General features: G+C 64.9%; 15 protein-coding genes. 13 read left to right on the top strand and 2 right to left on the bottom strand.

Annotated elements, in window-relative coordinates; genetic code table 11:
* Window positions 1-12 precede the first annotated feature (12 nt).
* Entirely contained in the window at window positions 13-1,782 is a 1,770-nt protein-coding gene (lpdA, locus tag WJ542_RS14705) for a dihydrolipoyl dehydrogenase (protein ID WP_411189946.1), read from the top strand.
* 220 nt (window positions 1,783-2,002) lie between these two features.
* Here lpdA and WJ542_RS14700 read toward each other — a convergent pair whose 3' ends face one another.
* A complete protein-coding gene (locus tag WJ542_RS14700; RefSeq protein WP_027793491.1) occupies window positions 2,003-2,581 on the bottom strand; it encodes a phasin family protein in 579 nt (192 codons plus the stop codon).
* Window positions 2,582-3,279: 698 nt separating this feature from the next.
* On the opposite strand from WJ542_RS14700, the gene pbpG reads away from it, so the two are divergent.
* Window positions 3,280-4,473 carry a D-alanyl-D-alanine endopeptidase gene (gene pbpG, locus WJ542_RS14695; RefSeq protein ID WP_411189945.1) on the top strand — a complete coding sequence of 398 codons (1,194 nt, stop codon included), beginning with the start codon at window positions 3,280-3,282 and terminating at the stop codon, window positions 4,471-4,473.
* 88 nt (window positions 4,474-4,561) lie between these two features.
* On the opposite strand, the gene WJ542_RS14690 is transcribed toward pbpG, so the two are convergent.
* Window positions 4,562-5,368: an IclR family transcriptional regulator gene (locus WJ542_RS14690; protein ID WP_411189944.1), complete on the bottom strand. Its 807-nt coding sequence runs from the start codon at window positions 5,366-5,368 to the stop codon at window positions 4,562-4,564.
* Window positions 5,369-5,543: 175 nt separating this feature from the next.
* On the opposite strand from WJ542_RS14690, the gene WJ542_RS14685 reads away from it, so the two are divergent.
* The 11 genes from WJ542_RS14685 (at window position 5,544) to fdx (ending at window position 14,747) form a co-directional block, all read left to right on the top strand.
* The gene (locus WJ542_RS14685; protein WP_411189943.1) at window positions 5,544-6,266 is read left to right on the top strand and encodes a (Fe-S)-binding protein; all 723 of its coding nucleotides are present in this window, start codon (window positions 5,544-5,546) and stop codon (window positions 6,264-6,266) included.
* Between the two features lie 83 nt (window positions 6,267-6,349).
* On the top strand, window positions 6,350-7,786 hold the full coding sequence (locus WJ542_RS14680; protein WP_411189942.1) for a lactate utilization protein B: 1,437 nt from the start codon (window positions 6,350-6,352) through the stop codon (window positions 7,784-7,786).
* A gap of 152 nt (window positions 7,787-7,938) precedes the next feature.
* The gene (locus WJ542_RS14675) at window positions 7,939-8,181 is read left to right on the top strand and encodes a hypothetical protein (RefSeq protein ID WP_411189941.1); all 243 of its coding nucleotides are present in this window, start codon (window positions 7,939-7,941) and stop codon (window positions 8,179-8,181) included.
* 55 nt (window positions 8,182-8,236) lie between these two features.
* The gene (locus tag WJ542_RS14670) at window positions 8,237-8,719 is read left to right on the top strand and encodes a low molecular weight protein-tyrosine-phosphatase (protein WP_411189940.1); all 483 of its coding nucleotides are present in this window, start codon (window positions 8,237-8,239) and stop codon (window positions 8,717-8,719) included.
* Between the two features lie 173 nt (window positions 8,720-8,892).
* The gene (iscR, locus tag WJ542_RS14665; protein ID WP_411189939.1) at window positions 8,893-9,426 is read left to right on the top strand and encodes a Fe-S cluster assembly transcriptional regulator IscR; all 534 of its coding nucleotides are present in this window, start codon (window positions 8,893-8,895) and stop codon (window positions 9,424-9,426) included.
* A 67-nt stretch (window positions 9,427-9,493) separates the two neighbouring features.
* The gene (locus tag WJ542_RS14660) at window positions 9,494-10,717 is read left to right on the top strand and encodes an IscS subfamily cysteine desulfurase (RefSeq protein WP_411189938.1); all 1,224 of its coding nucleotides are present in this window, start codon (window positions 9,494-9,496) and stop codon (window positions 10,715-10,717) included.
* A gap of 79 nt (window positions 10,718-10,796) precedes the next feature.
* On the top strand, window positions 10,797-11,198 hold the full coding sequence (iscU, locus tag WJ542_RS14655; protein ID WP_411189937.1) for a Fe-S cluster assembly scaffold IscU: 402 nt from the start codon (window positions 10,797-10,799) through the stop codon (window positions 11,196-11,198).
* Window positions 11,199-11,306: 108 nt separating this feature from the next.
* Window positions 11,307-11,630 carry an iron-sulfur cluster assembly protein IscA gene (gene iscA, locus WJ542_RS14650; protein WP_027793501.1) on the top strand — a complete coding sequence of 108 codons (324 nt, stop codon included), beginning with the start codon at window positions 11,307-11,309 and terminating at the stop codon, window positions 11,628-11,630.
* An 83-nt stretch (window positions 11,631-11,713) separates the two neighbouring features.
* Window positions 11,714-12,250 carry a Fe-S protein assembly co-chaperone HscB gene (gene hscB / locus WJ542_RS14645; protein WP_411189936.1) on the top strand — a complete coding sequence of 179 codons (537 nt, stop codon included), beginning with the start codon at window positions 11,714-11,716 and terminating at the stop codon, window positions 12,248-12,250.
* Window positions 12,251-12,351: 101 nt separating this feature from the next.
* Window positions 12,352-14,223 carry a Fe-S protein assembly chaperone HscA gene (gene hscA, locus WJ542_RS14640; protein ID WP_411189935.1) on the top strand — a complete coding sequence of 624 codons (1,872 nt, stop codon included), beginning with the start codon at window positions 12,352-12,354 and terminating at the stop codon, window positions 14,221-14,223.
* A gap of 182 nt (window positions 14,224-14,405) precedes the next feature.
* Window positions 14,406-14,747 carry an ISC system 2Fe-2S type ferredoxin gene (fdx, locus tag WJ542_RS14635; protein ID WP_411189934.1) on the top strand — a complete coding sequence of 114 codons (342 nt, stop codon included), beginning with the start codon at window positions 14,406-14,408 and terminating at the stop codon, window positions 14,745-14,747.
* Window positions 14,748-14,766 lie beyond the last annotated feature (19 nt).

The following is a 14,766-nucleotide window of genomic DNA, read 5'->3' as shown; positions in this document are numbered from 1 at the left end:
TCAGGGGACACCATGAGTCTCGTCGAAGTGAAAGTGCCGGACATCGGCGACTTCAAGGACATCGACGTCATCGAAGTCAACATCAAGGCGGGCGACGTCATCGAGAAAGAGCAGACGCTGCTCTCGCTCGAATCGGACAAGGCCACGATGGAAGTGCCGAGCGATGTCGCGGGCACCGTCAAGGAAGTGAAGATCAAGCCGGGCGACAAGGCTTCGCAGGGCACCGTGATCGCGCTGGTCGAGGCCTCCGAAGGGGCGGCTGCGCCGGCTCCGAAGGCCGAAGCGCCCAAGGCGGCGGAGGCGCCGAAGGCTGCCGAGGCTCCGAAAGCCGCGGCGCCCGCGCCGCAGGCCGGCAGCTACAGCGGCGCCGCCGATGTCGAATGCGACATGCTCGTGCTCGGCGCTGGCCCCGGCGGCTACTCGGCCGCGTTCCGCTCCGCCGACCTCGGCATGAAGACCGTGCTGGTCGAGCGTTACTCCACGCTCGGCGGCGTCTGCCTGAACGTGGGCTGCATTCCGTCGAAGGCGCTGCTGCACACGGCGCTCGTGATCGACGAAGCCGAGGCACTCGGCTCGCACGGCATCACGTTCGGCAAGCCGCAGATCGACCTCGACAAGCTGCGCGACTTCAAGTCGGGCGTCGTCAAGAAGCTGACGGGCGGTCTCGCCGGCATGGCGAAGGCACGCAAGGTGGAAGTCGTGACGGGCGTCGGCACGTTCGTCGATCCTCATCACATGGAAGTGGTGGGCGAGAGCGGCAAGAAGGTCGTCAAGTTCAGGCAGGCGATCATCGCGGCCGGTTCGCAGGCCGTGAAGCTGCCGTTCATGCCGGAAGATCCGCGCGTGGTCGATTCGACGGGCGCGCTCGAACTGCGCCAGATTCCGCAGAAGATGCTCGTGATCGGCGGCGGCATCATCGGTCTCGAAATGGCGACGGTCTACGCGACGCTGGGTGCGCAGATCGACATCGTGGAAATGCTCGACGGCCTGATGGCCGGCGCGGACCGCGATCTCGTGAAGGTCTGGGAGAAGTACAACGCGAAGCGCTTCGCGAACGTCATGCTCAAGACGAAGACCACGAAGGCCGAGGCGAAGGAAGACGGCATCTACGTCACGTTCGAAGGCGAGAAGGCGCCGGCCGAGCCGCAGCGCTACGACCTCGTGCTGGTTGCCGTGGGCCGCTCGCCCAACGGCAAGAAGATCGGCGCGGACAAGGCTGGCGTCGCGGTGACGGATCGCGGCTTCATCGACGTCGACAAGCAGTTGCGCACCAACGTGCCGCACATCTTCGCGATCGGCGACATCGTCGGCCAGCCGATGCTCGCGCACAAGGCCGTGCATGAAGCCCACGTGGCGGCCGAAGCGGCGCACGGCGAGAAGGCGTACTTCGACGCGCTGCAGATTCCGTCGGTGGCCTACACCGACCCGGAAGTGGCGTGGGCCGGCAAGACCGAAGACCAGTGCAAGGCCGAAGGCATCAAGTACGGCAAGGCGGTGTTCCCGTGGGCCGCTTCGGGCCGCGCGATCGCCAACGGCCGCGACGAGGGCTTCACGAAGCTGCTCTTCGACGAAGAGACGCATCGCGTGATCGGTGGCGGCATCGTCGGCCTGAATGCGGGCGATCTCATCAGCGAAGTGTGTCTCGCCGTCGAGATGGGCGCGGACGCGACCGACATCGGCAAGACGATCCACCCGCACCCGACGCTCGGCGAATCGATCGGCATGGCTGCCGAACTGTACGAAGGCGTGTGTACGGATCTGCCGCCGCAAAAGAAGAAGTAAGCGGCGCGCTTTTCGCGCGATTCTTTGCGTGAAAGCAAACGGCGCACCCCGCGAGGGGTGCGCCGTTTTTCGTTGGAGACTGCGAGAGGCGCCGGAGCGTAAAAAATCCCGGTCGAAGCAACCGGGCGAGTGGCGTGCCCGCGGGGGCACGCCCGAGCGTCGGATCCGGCAATCAGGTACGCGTCACGCCAAGCGCGCACCTGCAATCGTTACTGGGCGTTCAGACCGCCTTCTTGGCCGAAGCGGCGGCAGCCGACGAGCGCGAAGCTTGCGCGGCAGCCTTGCTTGCGGCAGCCGTAGCCGCGTTGAAGTTGCTTTCCGCCATTTCGACGGCTTGCTTCGTGGCCTTTTGCACCGTTTCGTAGGTCGTGTTCGCGGCGTTGATGGCCGACTTGAGCACGGCAACGGCCGTTTCCGAACCGGCCGGCGCGTTCTTGGCGACGTTGTCGACGAGCGACTGCACCTTGCGGTTCTGCTCTTCGTAGTGCGCTTCGGCAACCTTCGCGAACTCGGCTTGCGTGGCCGACGTGATTTCATACACGTGGCGGCCGTACGACAGCAGCTTTTCGGCGAGCGGCTGGGCAAAGCTCGCTTGCAGCGCCAGCAGTTCCTGCGCGTCCTTCACGGACAGCGCGCGCTGGGCCTGTTCCTGCGATTCCGCCAGATTCGAGCGGACGGCCTGAAGGTTCAATTCGACGAGCTTTTCCACACCCTCGAATGCCTTGCCGGTGAGACCGAAGAGGGTTTCGAGATTGGCTTTCTGGGCTGCGGCGAATTGCTCAGGGGTCAGCAGACTCATGTTTACGCTCCTGGTAGGATGACGGACCGTCTGATGCGGTCCGTATAAATAGGTGGCGAGACTCAGGGTGATCTGCCGGACGTTTGTGCGTCGCAGCATTGACATCGATTTTAGGATGGCTTGGCGGAAAGTCAAGCCCTGATTGTGCGTCGCACAATGTCGATAAATTGTTATTAAACAGGTGCTTATGCGCGCTGATTAGGGACGTAACGTCGCACCTGCGGTGGCGTCCGCGTCGCCGTATCGGAGGGTAGCGGCGACCCACGCGGGGCGGGGGGCGGCAAATCCAGTCCGCATATGGCAAGATTCGGATCGTGGCATCTCACACTCCTGTAGGAGTGGGTAGATATCTGCGCAAGAATGATCCAGGTTGGTCCACCAGAACCTCCCTGGGAACGTTAAAGACTGACTGCAGTCGAATGCGCGTTCCGTTCGCGATCATTCCCTCCGGCATATCCCTATTCAAGTTTGACCGGACTCGGGCCGTAATCTCCGTGCAAACGCGGTTGCCGCCTTGTCGGCCACGCGAGGGCGGATGCTTCGATGGTCTCGCTCTATCGGAAACGTGCATATTATCGACGAACTTAATCGAAAGTTAGACTTCGGTTTAATGTGCGTTGATAAGTGCTTAAATTTGCGAAATTTTCGTTGTTTTACTACACTTGGCGAACGATCCCGCCGCTTCATCCAGAACACCAATGAAATCCGACAAGCTCCTGTCGTTCAAACTGATGCACGGTGCCATGGTCAGCACCGCGCTGTCGGTGGCTGTCTCCGTAGCCATCAGTGCGACGATTGCCTTACCCTCCAGCGCTTTTGCTGCAGAGCAAGACGCCGCGCCGACCGCTTCGACCGCGCCGGCCAAGGCGAAGTCCAAAAAAGCAGGCAAAAAGGTCGTCAAGCCTGCGAGCGCACCGGCCAAGGCTTCGCAGAAATCGTCGAAGGCGACCCGCACCGTCGCGGCCAACGACGACGCCCGTCCCGTCGTGAGGAAGCGGCGCGTCAACTACACGATGAACGGCCGCCATCACGCCGTGCGCGTCGCGTATGAGCCGCGTCAGCCGACCGTGGGCCAGGCCTTCGGCCTGCACGACACGCCGGACGCGCTGATGCTGCGCTCGAGCGTCGCCTTCGTCGTCGATCAGAACACCCTCGAACCGCTGTTCGACAAGAATTCGCATGCCGTCGTGCCGATCGCCTCGATCTCGAAGCTGATGACCGCGATGGTCGTCCTCGACTCGAAGGCGCCGCTCACGGAGTCGATCGAAGTCACCGACGAAGACCGCGACTACGAGAAGAACACGGGCTCGCGTCTCTCCGTGGGCTCGGTGCTCTCGCGCGAAGACATGCTGCATATCGCGCTGATGGCCTCCGAGAACCGCGCTGCCGCGGCGCTCTCGCGCTACTACCCGGGCGGCCGTCCGGCATTCATCGCGGCGATGAATGCGAAGGCGAAGCAACTCGGCATGACCGACACGCACTTCGAGAATTCGACGGGTCTCTCGAGCCAGAACGTGTCGAGCGCGCGTGACCTCGTGAAGATGGTCAATGCGGCCTATCAGTACCCGCTGATCCGCCAGTTCTCGACCGATCACAGCTATACGGTGTTCACCGGCAAGCGCAACATCGCTTACAACAGCACGAACGCGCTGGTCCGCAACCCGTCGTGGGACATCGGTCTGCAGAAGACCGGCTTCATCAACGAAGCGGGCGAATGCCTCGTGATGCAGGCAACCATCCACGACCGTCCGGTCATCATCGTGCTGCTCGATTCGAGCGGCAAGTACTCGCGCTTTGCCGACGCGACGCGCGTGCGCGCGTGGCTCGACAACGGCGGTGCCGATCAGCAGCCGCGTATCACGAGCGCGGACGCGGGCGGCGCGGGGACCTGATCGAACGGTCCCAGCCTGGCGGTACGCCGATGCAAAACGCCCCGCAGTTGCGGGGCGTTGTCGTTTAGGCGTGAAAGCAGCGGGGCGTTCAGGCCGGCTGCGCACTGCCTTCGGCGGGCTGCGAATGGTAGCCCAGCGACTCCGAGATCACGAGCGCCGTCTTGCTTAGCTGGCCGAGCCAGGAATCCTGCAGGCGGTCGGCCGGCGCGGAAAGCGAGAGCCCGGCGACCAGCTTGCCCGTGTCGTCGTAGATGCCGGCGGCGATGCAGCGCACCCCCAACTCCAGTTCCTCATTATCGCGCGCGCAGGACTGCTGGCGCACGTGCGTGAGTTCGCGCTCGAGGCGGGTGAGATCGGTGATGCTGTTGCGCGTGTGGCCCGAGAGGCCCGTGCGTGTGGCATACGCGCGCACGCGGTTCGCTTCGTCGGCGGCGAGAAAAAGCTTGCCGACCGAAGTGAGGTGCAGCGGCGCCCGGCCGCCGATCGCGCGGACCACCTGCATGCCCGAGCGCTCGGAGTAGGCGCGTTCGATATAGACGATTTCGTCGCCCTGGCGCACCGAGAGGTTCACGGTCTGTCCGGTGAGCCGGTGCAGCTCGCGCATGGGCGTGAGCGCGGCATCGCGCACCGAAAGGCGCGCCTTCACGAGATTGCCCAGTTCCAGCAGACGCATGCCGAGCCGGTAGGTGCCCGGGTCGGAACGGTCGACAAGCCGGCAGCTCACCATGTCGTTCAGAATGCGGTGCGCCGTGGACGGATGGAGTTCGGTGCGCTGGGCCAGCTCCTTGAGGCTGACGGGGTCGCTGTGCGCGGCTAGCGCGTCCAGCAGGCGCATCATGCGCTCGATGACCTGAATCGAGGTCTTCGGATCCGGCGTGCTTCCACTTTCGCTCATGGTTCAGATTTGCTTGACGCGTAAGGCGGTGAGCGCATTGTATCTCGTATCGTGAAAAAAGTAAGCGGCTGGCGGGATGGGCGCCGCGCTGCACCATCGCCGGGGCGGGTAGACGATGCGTTGGTGCTTGTCCGGAAACATCGGATAATCGGGGACGTTTTTCAGAGGAGTCCCCATGCGAGTCGGTTTGTTCGTGACCTGCCTCATCGACACGATGCGCCCCGAAATCGGGTTTTCGGCGATCAAGCTGCTGGAGCAGGCGGGCTACGAGGTGCATGTGCCGCCCGCGCAGACCTGCTGCGGGCAGCCCGCGTATAACTCGGGCGAGCGCCGGCTCGCGCGCGACCTTGCCGAAAAGACGCTGCGCGAGTTCGAGCAGTACGACTACGTGGTGGTGCCCTCGGGCTCGTGCGGCGGCATGATCCGCGCGCATTACGGCGACCTGTTCCGCGACGACCCCGAACTGATGCGGCGCTACGGCCTTTTGCGCGAGCGCGTCTACGAACTCACCGACTTCCTCGTCAACGTCGCGAAGGTGTCGCTGCCGCCTGGCGAATTCCGCGGACCGGTTGCCTATCACGACTCCTGCTCGGGTCTGCGCGAACTCGGCGTCAAGTCGCAGCCGCGCACGCTGCTCGCGCAGCGCGGCGTCGAGGTGCGCGAGATGAAGGACTGCGAGCACTGCTGCGGCTTTGGCGGCACGTTCGCGGTGAAGTACGGCGCGATCTCCACTGCGATCGCCGACGAGAAATGCGCGAACGTGCGCGCGAGCGGCACCGGCGCCGTGGTGCTGGGCGACCTCGGCTGCATGCTCAACATCGAAGGGCGCCTGCGCCGCACCGGCGACACCGCCACGCGCGTGCTGCACGTGGCCCAGGTGCTGGCCGGCGACGTTTGACGCACGGCCGTCTTCTCTGTTCGGCCGCCTTGCCCCTTTCGTCCCCTTCGTTCAGCAGCCCTTCGCCCCAGGATCCCGCAGCCATGCAAGTCCAGTCGATGCAGTTCAAGGCGCGCGCCGGCCAGAAACTGGCCGATCAGCGCCTCCAGCAGAACCTTACGAAGCTCTCGACGAAGTTCGTTTCGGCGCGTGCCGAGGCGATGACCGCGATCGACTTCCCGGCTACGCGCGCCGCCCTCAAGGCGCGCCGCAACCGCGCGCTGGACAACCTCGATGTCTGGCTGGAGCAGTTCGAAACCGAGGCCACGCGCCGCGGCGTGACGGTGCTCTACGCGGAAACGGCGCGCGACGCGGCCAAGCTGGTCGCCGACATTGCGCGCAAGCACGACGTGCGCAAGGTCATCAAGACGAAGTCGATGGTTTCCGAGGAGATGCAGCTGAACACGGTGCTCGAAGGGATGGGCGTGCAGTCGGTCGAGACCGATCTCGGCGAGTACATCCTGCAGATCAACGGCAACGAGCCGCCGAGCCACATCATTGCGCCCGTCGTCCACAAGGACAAGGACGAGATCGCCGATCTCTTCGCGAAGACGCATCACCGGCCGCGCCTGACCGAGATTCCCGACATGACGCGCGAAGCGCGCGAAATGCTGCGCCCGCATTTCCTTTCGGCGGACATGGGGGTGACGGGCGGCAACTTCCTCGTGGCGGAAACCGGTTCGGTCGTGCTGGTGACGAACGAGGGCAACGAGGGCATGTGCACGGTGATGCCGCGCGTGCATGTGGCGGTGACCGGCATCGAAAAGGTGCTGCCCACGCTCGAGGATCTCGCGACGGCCATGCGCCTCTTGCCGCGCTCGGCGACAGGGCAGGCCACTTCGAACTACTTTTCGGTGCTCACGGGTCCGCGCGGCAAGGACGACATTGACGGACCCGAGCACATGTACGTCGTGCTCGTGGACGGCGGCCGCACGGGGCTCATCGGCGGCGAGTTCCAGGAGATGCTGCGCTGTATTCGCTGCGGGGCATGCATGAACCATTGCCCCGTCTATCAGAAGGTGGGCGGCCACGCCTACGGCTGGGTGTATCCGGGGCCGATGGGCTCCGTGCTGACGCCGAGCTATGTGGGCCTCGAGAAGGCGCTCGACCTCCCGCAGGCGGCCACGCTCTGCGGCGAGTGCAATAGCGTCTGCCCGGTGGGCATCCCGCTGTCCGACCTGCTGCGCAAGCTGCGCGAGAAACAGACCGAACGCCATCTGCGTCCGTGGCGCGAGCGGGCCGCGCTCGCGGTGTGGGGCTGGTTCGCGCTGCACCCGGGCGCCTACGCCACGCTGACGAAGCTGGGCGTACGCGTGCTGGAGCGTCTGGGCGGGCAGGCGCGGCTCATCCGCAAGCTGCCGCTGGCGCGGGGCTGGACCGAGGGCCGCGACATGCCCGCACCGGTCGGGCGTACCTTCCGCGAACTCTACGCGGCCCAGCGTACGCATCTCGATGCGACGCGCCGGCAGACCGCGGGCTGACTCGCTGCCGAATCGAACTCGTCCACTGTTTAACTTGCGGCAACAGTGTGTTCGGCGTTGCCGGGTTTTTCCTGATTGCGGATGTCTATATCATTTCGACTGGCGATAGTGCGTCCCGCACTGATCGCCCTCTAGTCGAGAGAGTCCGCATCATGAAAAAGAAAATATCGGTGTACTGGCCGCTGGCGCTGATCGTGCCCTGCGCGGCTATCGCATGGGCGCATGCATGGAATACGACGCAGCAGCAAATGCCGCTCGCAGCCGACCAGCTGAGCGCCGAACTGGCGCGTGCCGTGTCGTACGGCCTCGTTGGCAGCGAGGGCCCGGCGCCCGTCAAAGCCCCCGTCAAAGCGATCGGCGCCGGCGAGGCGCTGCCGCCGGTACGTGCCATCTGAGCGCCCGGCTTTGTATAATTAACAGTTTGGCTCGCCGCTCAGGACTGTCGATTCGATGAACAAGGTTTCCGTCTGCTTTGTCTGCCTCGGCAACATTTGCCGCTCGCCCACGGCCGAGGCCGTGATGCGGCACATGGTCGGGCAGGCGGGGCTGGATGGGCGCATCGACGTCGATTCGGCGGGCACGGGCGACTGGCATCTGGGCGAGGCGCCGGACGAGCGGGCCCAGCGCGCCGGCCATCGCCGCGGTTATGATCTCGCGCCGTTGCGCGCCCGCCAGATCGGCGCCGGCGATTTCGAGCGCTTCGACTTCGTTGTCGCGATGGACGACGCGAACATCACGGCGCTGCAGAAAGTGGCGCCGCCCGCGGCGCGCGACAAGATCCGTCTTCTGATGGAGTTCGCGCCGCAGTTGGACACGCGCATCGTCGCCGACCCTTATTTCGGCGGCGAGGCGGGCTTCGAAACGGTTCTCGATCAGTGCGAGACGGCCTGCGAGGGCTTGCTGGCGGCGCTGCGTACCCGCCTCGCCGAGTAGCACAATGGCCGGCGCAAACCACGATTCACGGTTTGCGCCGTTTGGCTGCTGTGGGCTGCATGGGGCTTTTCGCAACATGCCTAATAACCCAGATGGCGGCGCGGATACTTGACTAAACTAGTCATGTATTTATACTTGACGAAAATTGTCGAGAATTGCGGTTCCCCTACATCATGAGACTCACCACGAAAGGCCGTTTCGCCGTCACGGCGATGATCGACCTGGCCCTGCGCCAGGAGCAGGGCCCGGTGACGCTTGCGGGTATCAGTCAGCGCCAGCACATCTCGCTGTCGTACCTCGAACAGCTGTTCGGCAAGCTCCGCCGTCATGAAATCGTCGAATCGGTCCGCGGGCCGGGCGGCGGGTACAACCTCGCGCGCCGCGCGGAGGATGTCACCGTTGCCGACATCATCATCGCCGTGGACGAGCCGCTCGACGCCACCCAGTGCGGCGGCAAGGGCGCCTGCGAGGGCACCAAGCAGCACGACGGCCATTGCATGACGCACGAGCTCTGGTCCACGCTGAACCAGAAGATGGTGGAGTACCTCGATTCGGTGTCCCTCAAGGATCTCGTGGACAAGCAGCGCGCCCGCGAAGGCGCCGCGTCCACGGTCCTGCGCGACCGCCGCACGGAAACGCCGGTCGTCGAGCCGGTGCGCACGGTCCCGCTTGGGCCCAACTCCATATTCAACATGGCCGGCTCCTGATCCCCGCGATCCCGGACCACGGCCAGCGCAATACACAGAGCAGCAGACAGATTCCCCGGAGCGATAGATGAATAACGACATTCCCCACCTGCCCATCTACATGGACTACAGCGCGACGACGCCTGTGGACCCGCGCGTGGTGGACAAGATGATTCCGTACCTGCGCGAGCAGTTCGGCAATCCGGCGTCGCGCAGCCACGCCTACGGCTGGGATGCGGAACGCGCCGTCGAGGAAGCGCGCGAGAACGTCGCCGCGCTCGTCAACGCCGATCCGCGCGAAATCATCTGGACCTCCGGCGCCACCGAATCGGACAACCTCGCGATCAAGGGTGCCGCGCACTTCTACAAGAGCAAGGGCAAGCACATCATCACGGTGAAGACCGAGCACAAGGCCGTGCTCGACACCACCCGCGAACTCGAGCGCGAAGGCTACGAAGTCACGTATCTGGACGTCAAGGACGATGGCCTGATCGACCTCGACGCCTTCAAGGCCGCGATCCGTCCCGACACGATCCTCGTTTCCGTCATGCACGTGAACAACGAGATCGGCGTGATCCAGGATATCGAGGCGATCGGCGAGATCTGCCGCGAGAAGGGCATCATCTTCCACGTGGATGCTGCGCAGTCCACAGGCAAGGCGCCCATCGACCTGCAAAAGCTCAAGGTCGACCTGATGTCGTTCTCGGCGCACAAGACCTACGGCCCGAAGGGCATCGGCGCGCTGTACGTGCGCCGCAAGCCGCGCGTGCGCATCGAAGCGCAGATGCACGGCGGCGGTCACGAGCGCGGCATGCGCTCGGGCACGCTCGCCACGCACCAGATCGTGGGCATGGGCGAAGCGTTCCGTATCGCGCGCGAAGAAATGGCGACCGAGAACGAGCGCGTGCGCATGCTGCGCGACAAGCTGCTGCGCGGTCTTTCGGAGATCGAAGAGACCTATGTGAACGGCGACATGGAGCAGCGTGTCCCGCACAACCTGAACATCAGCTTCAACTTCGTCGAAGGCGAGTCGCTGATCATGGCGGTGAAGGACGTTGCGGTGTCGTCGGGTTCGGCGTGCACGTCGGCTTCGCTGGAACCGTCGTACGTGCTGCGCGCGCTCGGCCGCAACGACGAGCTGGCGCACAGCTCGATCCGCTTCACGGTGGGCCGCTTCACGACTGAGCAGGACGTGGACTACGTCATCAACCTGTTGAAGTCGAAGATCGCCAAGCTGCGCGAACTGTCGCCGCTGTGGGAAATGCACAAGGACGGCATCGATCTCTCGACCATCCAGTGGGCCGCGCACTAAGACAGCGCAGCGCCGAACAACGACCCGGCCGCAGCGCAACTGAAATGCAGCGCGGCCAACGAATTGAAGGAGTGTGATCATGGCATATAGCGAAAAGGTTCTGGACCACTACGAAAACCCGCGCAACGTCGGCTCGTTCTCGAAGGACGACGACACGGTGGGCACGGGCATGGTCGGCGCGCCGGCCTGCGGCGACGTGATGAAGCTGCAGATCCGCGTGGGTGCGGACGGCGTGATCGAAGACGCGAAGTTCAAGACCTACGGCTGCGGTTCGGCGATCGCGTCGAGCTCGCTCGTGACCGAGTGGGTGAAGGGCAAGACGCTCGATCAGGCGCTCTCCATCAAGAACACGCAGATCGCGGAAGAGCTCGCGCTCCCGCCGGTGAAGATCCACTGCTCGATACTCGCGGAAGACGCGATCAAGGCAGCCGTGGCCGATTACCGTCAGCGTCATACGACGGACGCGAAGGCCGAGGCCTGAGCGGGTCAGCGGGCGAGGCAGGAGCGCAGCGTTCGGCTAAAGCCGCGCGCTGCGGGATTAACGACTTTGAATGCAGGCAGGGTTGCGCTGCGGCGTGACGAAAACGCTATGGCAATTACGTTGACGGAAAAAGCGGCACAGCACGTGCAGAAGTACCTGACCCGGCGCGGCAAGGGCGTGGGTCTGCGTCTTGGCGTGCGCACGACGGGCTGCTCGGGGCTCGCCTACAAGCTCGAGTACGTGGACGAACTCGCAGCCGAAGACAACGTCTTCGAAAGCCATGGCGTGAAGGTCATCGTCGATCCGAAGAGCCTCGCCTATATCGACGGCACGCAGCTCGATTTCGTGCGCGAGGGGCTCAACGAAGGCTTCAGGTTCAACAATCCGAACGTGAAGGACGAGTGCGGCTGCGGCGAGTCGTTCCGCGTCTGAGCCCGCGCGATGTAGGTGTAAAGGCGGCCTGTGCCGCCTTTTTGACTTTTGATGGATGCGGCACACAATTCGATGACCTCGCGATGACCTCGCTTTCTTCGCTCTCCGATAGCCATTTCATTCTCTTCGGTCTGCCCGAGCAGTTCGAAGTCGACGCCGACGCGCTCGACCATGCCTACCGCACGGTACAGGCGCAGGTGCACCCCGACCGTTTCGCCGCGGCCGGCGATGCGCAAAAGCGCGTCGCGATGCAGTGGGCCACGCGCGCGAACGAGGCGTACCAGACGCTGCGCGACCCGCTCAGGCGTGCGAAGTACATGCTGCATCTGCGCGGGATCGACGTCGGCGCGGAGAGCAACACGGCGATGGAGCCTGCGTTCCTGATGCAGCAGATGGAATGGCGCGAGGCGATCGAAGATGCCGTTGGCGCGAAGAACGTCGATGCGCTCGACGCGCTCGCGGGCGAGTTGCGCGACGACGAGCGTACCCGGCTCGCGAAGCTCGCGGCGCTGATCGGCAGCGGTTCGAACCAGGCGGCCGCCGAGGCGGTGCGTCAACTGATGTTCATCGAGCGCGTGGCGAGCGAGATCGACGCGCAGATCGAGCGTCTGGAAGACTGAAGGGGGTTCGCGCCAGCCCGCGGAGCGGGCAGGGCGTGAGCCTGAACGGATTGAAGAGACACGGGCCGAAAGGCCCGGGCAAGATCACACAGATCACACAGATGGCACTACTGCAAATCTCCGAACCCGGCATGGCGCCGGCGCCGCATCAACGGCGGCTCGCGGTCGGCATCGACCTCGGCACGACGAACTCGCTGGTCGCCGCGGTGCGCAGCGGCGTGCCCGACGTGCTGCCCGACGAAGCAGGCCACGTGCTGCTGCCGTCCGTCGTGCGCTATCTCGCGAATGGCGGGCGCCGTATCGGCCGCACCGCGAAGGCCGAGGCGGCGACCGACCCACGCAACACGATCGTCTCCGTCAAACGGTTCATGGGACGCGGCAAGGCCGATGTCGAAGGCGCCGCGAACGCGCCGTACGAATTCGTCGACGCGCCGGGCATGGTGCAGATCCAGACCGTGGACGGCGTGAAGAGTCCCGTCGAAGTCTCGGCGGAAATTCTCGCGACGCTGCGCCAGCGCGCGGAAGATACGCTCGGCGACGAACTCGTCGGTGCGGTCATCACGGTGCCCGCGTACTTCGACGAAGCGCAGCGCCAGGCGACCAAGGATGCCGCGCGTCTCGCGGGCCTGAACGTGCTGCGCCTCCTGAACGAGCCGACGGCGGCGGCCATTGCCTATGGCCTGGATAACGGCGCCGAAGGTCTCTACGCCGTGTACGACCTCGGCGGCGGTACGTTCGACCTGTCGATCCTCAAGCTCACGAAGGGCGTGTTCGAAGTGCTCGCGGCCGGCGGCGATTCGGCGCTTGGCGGCGACGACTTCGACCACGCGCTCTTCGACTACGTACTCGCGCAAAGCGGCGTCGAGCGCGCGGCGCTCGCGCCCGAAGACGTGCGCCTCTTGCTCGACCACGCGCGCGAGGCGAAGGAAGCCCTGTCGTCGGCGCCCGAGGCGCGCATCGACGTGACGTTGTCGAGCGGCAAGGCGATCGCGCTGACGATCGACGAAGCGCGTTTCGAAGCGCTGACGCAGGCACTCGTGCAACGCACGCTCACGCCGACGAAGCGGGCCCTGCGCGACGCGAAGGTCGCGCCGAAGGACGTGAAGGGGGTGGTGCTGGTGGGCGGCGCGACGCGTATGCCCGTGATCCGCCGCGCCGTCGAGCAGCATTTCGGCCAGGCGCCGCTCACGAACCTGGACCCGGACCAGGTGGTGGCGCTCGGCGCGGCGATCCAGGCCGACCTGCTCGCGGGCAACCGCGGCGGCGAAGACGATTGGCTCCTGCTCGACGTGATTCCGCTTTCGCTCGGCGTCGAGACGATGGGGGGCCTCGTCGAGAAGATCATCCCGCGCAACTCGACCATTCCTGTCGCGCGCGCGCAGGACTTCACGACGTTCAAGGATGGCCAGACGGCCATGGCGATCCACGTCGTTCAGGGCGAGCGCGAGCTCGTCTCCGACTGCCGCTCGCTCGCCCGCTTCGAGTTGCGCGGCATCCCGCCGATGGTGGCAGGTGCCGCGCGCATTCGCGTGACCTACCAGGTGGACGCGGACGGCCTGCTCTCCGTGTTCGCGCGCGAACAGCATTCGGGCGTGGAAGCGTCGGTTGTGGTGAAACCGTCCTACGGTCTCGCCGACGACGAAATCGCGAAGATGCTCGAAGACAGCTTCAAGACGGCAGAGGTGGACATGCGCGCCCGCGCGCTGCGCGAGGCGCAGGTGGAAGCCGAACGCATCCTTGAAGCGACCCTGGCGGCGCTCGCTGCCGATGGCGAGCTGCTCGATGCCGATGAGCGCAAGGCACTCGACGCGCTCATGGACGCGCTGCGCAACGTTGCAACCGGCGACGACACCGACGTCATCGAGACGGCGACGAAGGCGCTCTCCGAAGGCACCGACGAGTTCGCCGCGCGCCGCATGGACAAGGGCATCAAGCGCGCGCTGGCCGGCAAGCGCCTCGACGAGATCGGCTGACGCGTCACGCGAGAACCGCGAGAGAAGCGGAATAAAAGCGGCGCGTGGACGATTCCCGCGCCGCGGCGTCTGCGTGCTTTCCCGATGCAGGAAACCGCGCGGCGCCAGTAGAATGGGCTCAGGCCGCCGTCGAGGACGGGGCACTGCGCTCGATACGAATGTTATTGGATACGGAATTCACAATGCCTCAAATCGTGGTGCTGCCCCATGTCGAACTGTGCCCGGAGGGCGCGGTGATCGAAGCGAAGCCGGGCGAAAGCGTATGCGACGCGCTGCTCGAACACGGCATCGAGATCGAGCATGCCTGCGAGAAGTCGTGCGCATGCACGACCTGTCACGTGATCGTGCGCGAAGGCTTCAATGCGCTCGAGCCGTCCGAGGAAGCCGAGGACGATCTGCTCGACAAGGCGTGGGGTCTGGAGCCGACCTCGCGGCTGTCCTGCCAGGCGCTCGTGCCGGAGAACGACGATCTGGTGGTCGAGATTCCGCGGTACTCGATCAATCACGCGAAGGAAAACCACTAAGCCCAACGAGGAGCGTGCA

It is taken from the genome of Paraburkholderia yinzeri (genome assembly GCF_046581065.1).
Taxonomy (GTDB): domain Bacteria; phylum Pseudomonadota; class Gammaproteobacteria; order Burkholderiales; family Burkholderiaceae; genus Paraburkholderia.
This window is presented reverse-complemented; position numbering and strand designations above follow the sequence as displayed.